Source organism: Streptomyces odontomachicola (assembly GCF_039605595.1).
Taxonomy (GTDB): domain Bacteria; phylum Actinomycetota; class Actinomycetes; order Streptomycetales; family Streptomycetaceae; genus Streptomyces.
Map to the genome: position 1 here is coordinate 188,540 of NZ_JBCFOK010000019.1, position 11,749 is coordinate 200,288.

At 70.6% G+C, this 11,749-nt stretch carries 6 protein-coding genes; all 6 read left to right on the forward strand.

The window, feature by feature from the left end; translation table 11 throughout:
* The first annotated feature begins 250 nt into the window (after positions 1 to 250).
* The 6 genes from ABEE00_RS30215 to ABEE00_RS30240 all read left to right on the forward strand — a co-directional run bounded on the left by ABEE00_RS30215 (position 251) and on the right by ABEE00_RS30240 (position 11,659).
* Positions 251 to 1,651 carry an ABC transporter substrate-binding protein gene (locus ABEE00_RS30215; RefSeq protein WP_345748912.1) on the forward strand — a complete coding sequence of 467 codons (1,401 nt, stop codon included), beginning with the start codon at positions 251 to 253 and terminating at the stop codon, positions 1,649 to 1,651.
* A gap of 73 nt (positions 1,652 to 1,724) precedes the next feature.
* Positions 1,725 to 3,086: a carbohydrate ABC transporter permease gene (locus tag ABEE00_RS30220; RefSeq protein ID WP_451918696.1), complete on the forward strand. Its 1,362-nt coding sequence runs from the start codon at positions 1,725 to 1,727 to the stop codon at positions 3,084 to 3,086.
* Positions 3,087 to 3,238: 152 nt separating this feature from the next.
* Positions 3,239 to 4,117 (forward strand): carbohydrate ABC transporter permease, encoded by an 879-nt coding sequence (locus tag ABEE00_RS30225; protein ID WP_345748929.1) that lies wholly within the window; start codon positions 3,239 to 3,241, stop codon positions 4,115 to 4,117.
* 152 nt (positions 4,118 to 4,269) lie between these two features.
* The gene (locus ABEE00_RS30230; protein WP_345748913.1) at positions 4,270 to 6,552 is read left to right on the forward strand and encodes a bifunctional glycosyltransferase/CDP-glycerol:glycerophosphate glycerophosphotransferase; all 2,283 of its coding nucleotides are present in this window, start codon (positions 4,270 to 4,272) and stop codon (positions 6,550 to 6,552) included.
* 270 nt (positions 6,553 to 6,822) lie between these two features.
* Positions 6,823 to 9,135 (forward strand): bifunctional glycosyltransferase/CDP-glycerol:glycerophosphate glycerophosphotransferase, encoded by a 2,313-nt coding sequence (locus tag ABEE00_RS30235; RefSeq protein WP_345748930.1) that lies wholly within the window; start codon positions 6,823 to 6,825, stop codon positions 9,133 to 9,135.
* Between the two features lie 226 nt (positions 9,136 to 9,361).
* Positions 9,362 to 11,659, forward strand: coding sequence for a bifunctional glycosyltransferase/CDP-glycerol:glycerophosphate glycerophosphotransferase (locus ABEE00_RS30240; protein ID WP_345748914.1), 2,298 nt, complete (start codon positions 9,362 to 9,364; stop codon positions 11,657 to 11,659).
* Positions 11,660 to 11,749: the final 90 nt, after the last annotated feature.

Below are 11,749 nucleotides of genomic sequence, written 5' to 3' on the forward strand. Positions count from 1 at the left end.
CAGGCCGGAGCAAGGGGCTGCCGGAGGCGCGGAGCGTCGTAGGGCGGGCCGTCACTCAACAGTCGGGCGCAACCACCCACCCCACCCCCGCCGCAGCGGGAAGCACCCAGCAGCGGACCCGGCCGGCGGTCACGGCGCAAAGCAACCACACCCCGCAACAGCCCTATTGCGCCGCACCCACTCTGCGTATAGGACATCCGCACGGGACGTAAGGCCCGGCCGCGGGCCGCGGAGGGAACGGGACGTACTCATGCGCAACTCGCACTCGCTCCGGAAACACACCGCGCAGCACGTCGCGCAGCACACACGCTCACGCACGCTCGTCGCGCTCGGCGCCGCCGCGGCGCTCGCGCTCGCCGCCGGGTGCAGCGGCGGCGGGAGCGACAAGAACGGCAAGGAGAAGAGCGGCTCCCCGAGCGCCCAGAGCGTGCGGCTCCCGAAGCTGAACGGCCAGAAGATCCAGGTCGCGGCCGTATGGACCGGCGACGAGGAGAAGAACTTCGGCAAGGTGCTGGCGGAGTTCGAGAAACGCACCGGCGCCAAGGTCCAGTTCGTACCCACGGGCGACAACGTGGCCACGTACATCGGCTCCAAGGTGGAGGGCGGCAAGCCGCCGGACGTGGCGATGCTCCCGCAGGTCGGCGTGCTGCACCAGTTCGCCGACAAGGGCTGGATCAAGCCCGTGGACAAGGCGACGCAGGCGCAGCTCGACAAGAACTTCGCGAAGGGCTGGCGCGACCTCGGCGCGTACCAGGGCAAGCAGTACGGGGTCTACTACAAGGCCGCCAACAAGTCGCTGATCTGGTACAACACCAAGGCCTTCCAGAACGCCGGCGTCGGCGAGGCGAAGACCTGGAAGCAGCTGCTGTCCACCTCCCGCACGCTGTCCGACTCGGGCGTGCCGGCGATGTCGGTCGGCGGGGCCGACGGCTGGGTGCTCACGGACTGGTTCGAGAACGTCTATCTCTCCCAGGCGGGCAAGGAGAAGTACGACCAGCTCGCGCAGCACAAGATCAAGTGGACCGATCCCAGCGTGAAGAGGGCGCTGACCACGCTGGGGCAGCTCTTCGGCCAGAAGCAGCTCCTGGCGGGCGGCCGGCAGGGCGCGCTGCAGACGGAGTTCCCCGCGTCGGTGTCCAACACGTTCTCCTCCATGGACGCGCCGAAGGCGGCCATGGTGTTCGAGGCGGACTTCGTCGGGGTGAACATCGCCAACGACACCAAGGCCAAGATCGGTACGGACGCGAAGGTCTTTCCCTTCCCCTCCGTCGACGGTCCGGCGCCCGTGGTGACCGGCGGCGACGCGGCCGTGGCGCTGAAGGACAACAAGGGCGCGCACGCGCTGCTGACCTATCTGGCCTCGCCCGAGGCCGCGGCGATCTGGGCCGAGCAGGGCGGCTTCGTCTCCCCCAACCGGAAGATGTCGCTGGACGCGTACCCCGACTCCGTGCAGCGCGAGATCGGCAAGGCGCTGGTCGCGGCGGGCGACGACTTCCGCTTCGACATGTCCGACCAGGCGCCGGCCGCCTTCGGCGGCACGAAGGGCGAGGGCGAGTGGAAGGCGCTCCAGGACTTCCTGAAGAACCCGAAGGACGTGGCGGGCACCCAGCGCGCGCTGGAGACGGCGGCGGCGAAGGCGTACAAGCGCTGATCCGCGCCTCACAGGCGTAAGCCCGAAGGCGCGAGTGCGCCACAGCGCGAACCCACAAACAGGGGGCACGGTAATGCCGAGCTCGACCCCACCGCCGACCGCAGGCGGACCCGTGACACCCGCCGTCCCCGGCGGAGCCCGCCGTGTGGCCGTCATGCGCTCCCGCCCCTGGGTCGCCGCCTGCTTCCTGCTGCCCGCGCTGGTGCTGCTCGGCGCGCTGGTGGTGTATCCGATCGGGTACTCGCTCTACCGCAGCGTCTTCGACGCGGCGGGCTCCGGCTTCGTGGGGCTGAAGAACTACGGCGAGATGTTCACCGACCCGACCATCCTCACCGCCTTCAAGAACAACCTGATCTGGGTGATCGTCGCGCCCTCGGTGGCCACCGCGCTCGGCCTGATCTTCGCGGTGCTCACCGAACGGGTGCGCTGGGGTACGGCGTTCAAGCTCATCGTCTTCATGCCGATGGCGATCTCGATGCTCGCGGCGGGCATCATCTTCCGGCTCGTGTACGAGCAGGACCCGCACCGCGGCGTGGCGAACGCGATCTGGGTCGGCGTGCACGACACCTTCACCGAGTCCTCCGCGTGGCCCGGCGCGCACCCGCGCCCGAACACCGACCTCAAGCCCGCGGGCGGCGGCTCCTTCCGCACCGCCTCCGCCGTGTCCTCGGCCCACCCCGCGAACCTCCCGCTCGTCGGCGTACTCCCGAAGGACGCGGCGGGCGCGCACCTCGCGAAGCCGGCGCCGAAGGCGGAGGGCGGCGGGGTGTCCGGCACGGTGTGGCTGGACTTCACGCCGGGCGGCGCCGGCACCCCGGGCAGGATCGACCCCAAGGAGAAGGCGCTCTCGGGGATCACCGTGCAGGCGGTGAAGGGCGGCTCGGTGGTGGCCAGCGCCAAGACCGGTGACGACGGCACCTACCGGCTCCCGGCGAAGGCCGACGGCGCGCGCCTGACCCTTCCCGCGAGCAACTTCGCACAGCCCTACAACGGCGTCGACTGGCTCGGCCCGACCCTGGTGACCCCGGCCATCATCGGCTCGTACGTGTGGATGTGGGCGGGCTTCGCGATGGTGCTGATCGCCGCGGGGCTGGCCGGGATACCGCGCGAGCTGCTGGAGGCGGCGCGGGTCGACGGCGCGGGCGAGTGGCAGGTCTTCCGCCGGGTCACGGTGCCGCTGCTGGCGCCGGTGCTCGCGGTGGTGCTGGTCACGCTCATGATCAACGTGCTGAAGATCTTCGACCTCGTCTACATCATCGCGCCGGGCTCCACCCAGGAGAACGCCAACGTGCTCGCGCTCCAGCTCTATCTGTCCTCCTTCGGCACCGGCGCCGACCAGGGCGTGGGCAGCGCCATCGCGGTCGTCCTGCTGCTGCTCGTGGTGCCGGTGATGGTCCTCAACGTCCGCCGCCTGCGGAGGGAGTCCCGCCGATGAGCACGGGAAACACCGGGAGCCCCGGCGCGGCGGACCCGGGCGGCGCGGGAGCGTCGGGCGGCGCGGGAGCGGCCGGCGGCCCGGCCGGCTTCGCGGAGAATTCTGTGCGGCCCGTGTACGGAAAGCGGCCGGCCGGAAACCCCGTTCGCGGAATGCGCGGTCTCGGCTCCAGGATCGCCGGACTCACCGGGCACTGGGCTGTGCGCTTCGGGCTGGTGGCCGTCGGCCTGTTCTGGCTGCTGCCCACCGCGGGACTGCTCACTTCCTCGCTGCGCTCCCCCGCCGACATCGCCACCTCGGGCTGGTGGAAGGTCTTCGACCTGAACACGCAGTTTCCCTGGGTGTTGAACGCGGATCAGCTCACGTTCACCAATTACGACGCGCTGCTCTCCAACCACCAGATCACGGATTCCCTGGTCACCACGCTGGTGATCACGGTTCCCTCGACCCTGCTCGTGGTGCTCATAGGCGCCCTGGCCGGATACGCCTTCGCTTGGCTGGATTTCCCCGGTCGTGACTGGTGGTTCCTGATCGTGGTCGGACTCCTGGTGGTGCCGGTTCAGGTCGCGCTGATCCCGGTGGCGAAGCTCTTCAACGCGCTGGGCATCTTCGAGACCACGCCGGGCGTGGTGATCTTCCACACTGCTTTTGGGTTGCCCTTTGCCATATTCCTTCTCCGTAACTTTTTCGCGGAGATCCCACGCGAACTCCTTGAAGCCGCGCGGCTCGACGGCGCGGGCGAGACCCGGCTGTTCACCCGTGTGGTGCTCCCGCTGGGCGGCCCGGCCGTGGCCTCGCTGGGCATCTTCCAGTTCCTGTGGGTGTGGAACGACATGCTGGTCGCCCTGATCTTCGCCGACTCGGGCAACCCTCCGGTTACCGTGGCGCTCCAGCAGCAGGTTCGTCAGTTCGGCAACAACATCGATGTGCTGGCCCCGGGTGCGTTCGTGTCGATGCTGATACCACTGGCCGTCTTCTTCGCGTTCCAACGGCAGTTCGTATCGGGCGTGATGGCCGGGGCGGTGAAGTGACCTAACCGTGACGGACTCCCGACAGGCCCTGGTTAGACTCCGACCGGCCAAGAGTGTTCACTTGGGCCAAGTCCCGTGAAACACCCGCCGTGGTCCGTTGTGAGCCGTTAGCAGATCCCGCGCTCGCGTACGCACAGTCAGGATTGGTGGTCATGCCTCGTTTCAGCGTCATCGTTCCCTGCTTCAAGGTCCAGGGATACCTGCGAGAGTGCTTGGATTCCGTGCTCTCTCAGTCCTTCGGAGACATCGAAGTCATCGGGGTGAACGATTGTTCGCCGGACGGCAGCGGACGCATCCTCGACGAGTATGCCGAGCGCGATGCCCGCATGAAGGTGCTGCACCTGCCGGAGAACGTCGGCCTCGGCCGCGCGCGCAACGCCGGCGTCGCCGAGGCGACCGGTGAATACCTTCTCTTTCTCGACAGCGACGACACCTATCTGCCCGGTTCGCTGGAGGCCATCGACGCGCAGCTCACCGCGTGCGAGACCCCTGATGTGCTGGTCTTCGACCACCAGCGTTCGTACTGGTGGGGCGGCATCAGGCCGAGCGACTTCGGGGAGATGCTCGCCGAGACCGGCACCGAGACCTACACGGTCGCCGAGCGCCCCGAGCTGCTGCACCTCTTCCACGTGGCCTGGAACAAGGCGTACCGCCGCGAGTTCTACCTGCGCAACGAGCTGACCTTCGAGCCGGGCCTGTACGAGGACGCGCCGCTCAGCAACGAGGCCATGGTGACCGCCGAGGCCGTCGGCTGCCTCTCCTTCGTCGCGGTGGACTACCGGCAGCGGTACCAGGGCGCGATCACCCGCTCCCCCGGCCGCAAGCACTTCGACATCTTCCCGCAGTACGACTCGCAGTTCGTCTTCCTCGACAAGCGGCCCGAGCTGGAGCCCATGCGGCCGCTGCTCTTCGAGCGGATGATCAGCCACCTGCTGTTCTGCGTGCGCAAGGCGGACCGGGTGAACCCCTCGGACCGCAAGGACTTCTTCCGCCAGGCCAGCGCGCTCTACAACAAGCACAAGCCCGCCGGCTACCGCCCCGAGGACTTCCACCCCACCAAGGAGTCGGTCGCCGACTTCGCGCTGCTCGCGCGCGGCTCGTTCACCCAGTTCATGGCGCGCTGGCGGGCCCAGCAGGTCAAGCGCGCGCTCCCGCACCGGGTCCGCAAGACCAAGGTGAAGGTCGGCAAGAAGGCGTACCAGCGCTACTACCAGATGCAGCGCAAGCTCCCGCTGGATGAGAACCTCGCGCTCTACAGCGCCTATTGGGACCGCGGCGTGTCCTGCAACCCGGCCGCCATCGCGGAGAAGGCCAAGGAGCTGGCCCCGCAGGTGCACCCGGTGTGGGTGGTCCGCCCCAGCGCCGTGGCCGCGCTGCCCCCCGGCACCGACTACGTGCTGCCGCACTCGCGCCGGTACTGGGAGGTGCTGGCCCGCGCCAAGTACCTGGTGAACAACGTGAACTTCGCCGACCACTGGGTGAAGCGGCCAGGCCAGGTGCACCTCCAGACGCACCACGGCACGCCGCTCAAGACCATGGGCCTGGACCAGCAGAAGTTCCCCGCGGCCGGCAAGGGCATGAGCTTCCGCAAACTGCTCCAGCGCGCCGCGCGCTGGGACATCAGCATCTCCTCCAACCCGCACACCACCGAGGTGTGGGACCGGGTCTACCCGACGCCGTACGAGCACCTGGAGAGCGGTTACCCGCGCAACGACGTCTACACCAGCGCCACCGGCGAGGACGTCGCCCGCATCCGCGCGGAGCTGGGCATCCCGCAGGGCCGCAAGGCGCTGCTCTACGCGCCCACCATGCGGGACTACCGCAAGGGCTTCATGCCGGTGCTCGACATGGAGCGCCTCAGCAACGAACTCGGCGACGAGTACGTGCTCCTGGTGCGCACCCACTACTTCTACGGCGACAACCGGGCGCTCCAGGACCTCCAGGAGCGCGGCCTGATCATGGACGTCTCGCGGCACCCCTCCACCGAGGAGCTGTGCCTCGCCTCGGACGCGCTGATCACGGACTACTCGTCGATCATGTTCGACTACGCCAATCTGGACCGGCCGATCGTGATCTACGCACCGGACTGGGAGACCTACCGCAACTCCCGCGGCACCTACTTCGACCTGCTCTCCGGCCAGCCCGGTGAGACGCCCGGCGCGTTCGCCAGGTCGGACGAGGAGCTTGCCGAAGCGTTCCTCTCGGGCCGCTGGAACGGCCGCGAGGCGGCCAGGCTGCGCACCGCCTTCCGCGAGCGCTTCTGCACCTTCGACGACGGCAGGGCCGCCGAGCGCGCCGTGCGCCGGTTCTTCCTGAAGGAGGACACCGCCGCGCTGCCGCCGGTGATCCCGCTCGCCGAGCGCACCCCGGCCCCGCTCCCCGAGCCGGCCGACGAGTCCGAGGAGGAGCCGCACCCGGCGCTGCGCGGCAGCTGAGCCGGTCGACGGTACGTACGTACGCGTACGAGGCGGGGCGCGCGAACCGTGCGCCCCGCCTCGTCGTACCCGGCTGTCGTGCCCGGCCGTCGTGCCTGGTCGCGTGCCTGGTCGCGTGCCTGGTCGTCCTGGTCCGCCGGCGTGCCCGCCGTGACCCGGCGTCATCTCCCGTGCCCGGGTGGCTCGTCCGCGGGGACCCGGTGCGGTCGACACGCAGTGAGCACCTGCCTACGGTGAGTGGCAGCCCGCTGCCCCCGCTCCGACATGGATGTGCCGTTGCCCCGCTTCAGCATCATCACCCCCGCCTACGCCGTACAGGCGTACCTGCGTGACGGTCTCGACTCCGTGCTCGGCCAGTCCTTCGGGGACTTCGAGCTGATCGCGGTCGACGACTGCTCGCCCGACGCCTGCGGCGAGATCATCGACGCGGCCGCGGCCGCCGACCCCCGGATCACCGCCGTGCACCTGGCGGAGAACGCCGGGGCCGGCCGCGCCCGCAACGCCGGAATGCACTACGCGAGCGGCGACTACCTGCTGTTCCTCGACGGCGACGACGCCCTGGCGCCCGGCGCGCTGCGGGCGCTGGACGGCCGTCTGACGGTGGCGGGCGAGCCCGACGTGCTGCTCTTCGACCATGTGCGCACGCACTGGAACGGCCGCACCGAACCGGGACCGCGCTCCGAGCTGCTGGACGAGGCGGGGCCGGTCTCCTTCCCGCTGGCCGAGCGCCCGGGGCTGCTCACGCTGCCCGGCGCGGTGTGGAACCGCGCCTACCGCAGGGAGTTCCTGGAGAAGCACGGCTTCAGCTTCCCGCCCGGCGGGAGCGAGGACGTGCCGTGGACCCGTCCGACGCTGCTGGCTGCGGAGCGGATCGCCGTGCTGGACCGGGTGTGCGTGCTGCACAGGCGGCACCGCGCGGGGGCCGTGCGGCGCTCGCCCTCGCACGGGCACTTCGACGTGTTCGCGCAGTACGAGCGGCTGTTCACCTTCGTGGACGACCACCCGGCGACGGCCCGCTGGAAACCGCTGCTGTACGACGCGATGGTGGACGACCTGACCGCGCTCCTCACCTCCCCCGAGCGGCTCCCGCACGGCTCGCGCGCCGAGTTCTTCCGCCGGAGCAGGGACCACGCGCGCCGCTACCGCCCCGAGCCGGAGGCCGCTGAGGACCCGCGCGACGCGGACACCGCCGACGCCGCCTCCGGGGCCGCCGCACCGGCACCGCCGCGCGGCCGCCTCCTCCGCCTCGGCGCGCGCCGCGCCTTCCAACTGCTGTGGCGCGCCCGCGGCTTGCGCTCGGCCGCGCGCGCACGGGCACGGCGCGCGTACGCCGCCTGCCGGGCCGCCGTGCTGCGCGGCCACTACGCGGTGCAGCGCCGCCTCCCGCTGGAGGCGGACCTGGCGGTCTTCTCCGCGCCCGGGAGCCGGGGGTACGCGTGCAGCCCCGCCGCCGTCGAGGCCAAGGTCCGCGAGCTCGCCCCGCACCTGCGCACCGCGTGGATCACCGATCCCGAGCACGCGCACACGGTGCCGGAGGGAGTACGCAGGCTGATGCCCGGCACGGCGGCGTACGGGAGGGCCCTGGCGCGCGGCAAGCACTTCACCTCCAACGGCGACTGGCCTGCCGGATACGCCAAACGCCCTGGTCAGGTCCATGTGCAGACCCACAGCGGCACCCCGGTCAAGACCATGGGCCTGGACCTGCGAGGCCACCCGGCGGCGGCGCCCGACCTGGACACCGGGGCGCTGCTGCGCGCCGTGGACCGCTGGGACTTCAGCCTCTCCGCGAACCGGCACACGACCCTCACATGGGAGCGCGCCTACCCGGCCTCGTACACCACGCTGGAGTACGGATACCCGCGCAACGACGTGCTGTTCACCGCCACCGCCGAGGACGTCGCCCGCATCCGCGCCGACCTCGGCATCCCCGAGGGCGCCACGGCCGTCCTGTACGCGCCCACGCACCGCGATCACGAGAGCTCGGTGGTCCCCCGCATCGAAGCCGCCCGGCTGGCGCGTGCGCTCGGGCCGGGATTCGTGCTGCTCGTGCGGCCGCACGCAGCGGAGGTGCGCCAGGCGCGCGCGGCCACGGCGGGCGGAGTCGTGGACGTGTCGGAGCACCCCTCGACCGGGGAACTGTGCCTGGCGGCCGACGCGTTGATCACCGACTACTCGTCGGTCATGTTCGACTACGCCAACCTGGACCGGCCGATCGTGCTGCTCGCCGACGACTGGGAGACCTACCGTGCGACCCGCGGCACCTGTGTCGATCTCATGGAGACCCCGCCCGGCGTGATCGCCCGCAGCGAGGAGGAGTTGGCCGGCGTCTTCGCCACCGGCGCCTGGCACGGCCCGCACGCGGACGAGCTGCGCGCGGCCTTCCGGGCCCGCTTCCCCTCGTACGACGACGGGCGGGCGGCGGAACGCGTGGTGCGCAGGGTGTTCCTCGACGAGGACCCGTACGCGGAACCTGCCCCGGAGCCGGATGCGGAACCTGCTGCGGAGCCCGCCCCGGAGCCCGCGAGAAGCGGACGGGAACCTTCCGCGGGGCCGCTCACGTCACTAGACCACGAGGGCGGTTAACGAGAACTAAAGCCGAGTTGGCCGGGAGTTGACCATGAGGGTACGGATTCGGACCAGATGGTCGACCTTGGTTACGGCTTGTGGTCCCTGAGGACCAATTCTTGGCAACAGTCCCTTGTAGTACCCTTGCTTATCCCAGCAAATCGGACACCTTTGGGTCGACACTCCAGACAGGCGTTCCCTACGGTGACTCTCGATCCCGCTATGTCGACGAGTGGATGTCCCGTTGCCCCGCTTCAGCGTCATCGTCCCAGCCCACAAAGTGCAGGCGTATCTGCACGAGTGCCTCGACTCCGTACTCGCCCAGTCCTTCCGCGACTTCGAGCTGATCGCGGTCGACGACTCCTCGCCGGACTCCTGCGGCGAGATCATCGACGCGGCCGCGGCCGCCGACCCCAGAGTCACCGCGGTGCACCTGGAGCAGAACGTCGGCCTGGGCCGCGCCCGCAACGCGGGCCTGCGCCGGGCGAGCGGTGAGTACATCGTCTTCCTCGACGGCGACGACACCCTCACCCCCGGAGCCCTCCAGGCGATCGAGAACAGGCTCGCCGCCACCTCCGAACCGGACGTGCTGCTCTACGACTTCGCCCGCACCTACTGGAGCGGCCGGGTCGAGCGCAACGACCGCTCGGTGCTGCTCTCCCAGGACGGCCCCGCGGTGTTCACGCTGGAGGACAGGCCGGGGCTAATGATGCTGCTCAGCGTCGTGTGGAACAAGGCGTACCGCCGCGAGTTCATCGAGCGCACGGGCCTGGAGTTCCCCGCCGGCTACTACGAGGACGCGCCGTGGAGCTATCCGGCGCTGATGGCGGCAGGGTCGATCGCCGCGCTGGACCGGGTGTGCGTGCACTACCGGCAACGGCGCCAGGGCAACATCCTGCGCACCACGAGCCGCAAGCACTTCGACGTCTTCGACCAGTACGAGCGGATCTTCGCCTTCATCGACGAGCGCGAGGAGCTGGCGCACTGGCGCCCGCTGGTCCACCGGCGCATGGTCGACCACCTGACCACGGTCTACAACACCCCCGGCAGGCTGCCCCGTTCGACCCGCGCCGAGTTCTTCCGGCGCAGCCGCGACCACGCGCGCCGCTTCCTGCCGGCCGCCGGTACGCCCGCGCCGCGCGCCCACGTCCCGTACGGACGCCGCACGAAGCTGCGCCACGACCTCGTACGGCACGGCGCGCGGCGCGCCTTCGACGGGCTGTGGGCGGCGGACAGGCTGCGCGGCAGGGCGCGCGGGCAGGCCCGCACGCTCTACAAGAACGCGCGGAAGGCCGCGCTGCGGGTGCACTACAAGGTGCAGCAGCGGCTGCCCGTGGACGACAACCTCGCGGTGTTCGCGGCCTATTGGAACAAGGGCTACGCGTGCAACCCCGCGGCCATCGAGGCCAAGGTGCGCGAGCTCGCGCCGCACATCCGCACCGCGTGGATCACGACCCCGGAGTACGCGGACACGCTCCCCGAGGGCGTGCAGCGGCTGCACCCGGGCTCCAAGGAGTTCTGGAAGGCGCTGGCCCGCGGCAAGTACTTCGTGAACAACGTCAACTTCCCCGCGCAGTGGGCGAAGCGGCCAGGACAGGTCCACGTGCAGACCCACCACGGCACGCCGCTCAAGCGCATGGGCCTCGACCAGCAGGACTACCCCGCGAGCGCGGCCGGGATGAACTTCGGCCGGCTCCTGCGCGCCGTGGACCGCTGGGACTTCAGCCTCTCGGCCAACCGGCACACGACGCTCGCCTGGGAGCGCGCGTATCCGGCCTCGTACACCACGCTGGAGTACGGATACCCGCGCAACGACGTGCTGTTCACCGCCACCGCCGAGGACGTAGCCCGCATCCGCGCCGACCTCGGCATCCCGGAGGGGGCGACGGCGGTGCTCTACACGCCGACCCACCGGGACTATCAGAGCGGCTATGTGCCGCGGCTCGACCTGGACCGGGTGACGCGCACGCTCGGGCCCGGCTATGTGATCCTCGCCAGGCCGCACTACTTCTACCGGGAGGCGGAGACGGGCGCGCTCTCCGACGCGGTCATCGACGTCTCGCAGCACCCCTCGATCGAGGAACTGTGCCTGGCGGCGGACGCGTTGGTGACGGACTACTCGTCGATCATGTTCGACTACGCCGACCTGGACCGGCCGATCGTGCTGCACGCCGACGACTGGGAGACCTACAGGGCCGCGCGCGGCACGTACTTCGACCTCATGGAGACCCCGCCGGGCCCCGTGGCGCGCAGCGAGGACGAGCTGATCGACCTGTTCTCCACCGGCGCCTGGCACGGCACGCACGCGCAGCAGCTCAGGCAGCGTTTCCGCGACCGCTTCTGCGACTTCGACGACGGGTACGCCGCCGAGCGGGTGGTGCGCAGGGTCTTCCTGGGCGAGGACCCGGCCCCGCCGCTGCCCCGCGAGGCGCGGAAGCCGGCCCCCGCGCCCGCCGAGGCGACGCCCACGGCGGTGCCCCGGGTCCGCGACGGCAAGGGCAAGGACGACCACCCGGAACCCGGCGTGACGCACCGGGCATGACGCACCCGTCGCGGGGCGCGCCCCGCCAGACGCCCCGCGCGGCCCCCGCCGGCGACAACCCCAGCCAGCCAGACGGGACCCCCCCGGCCC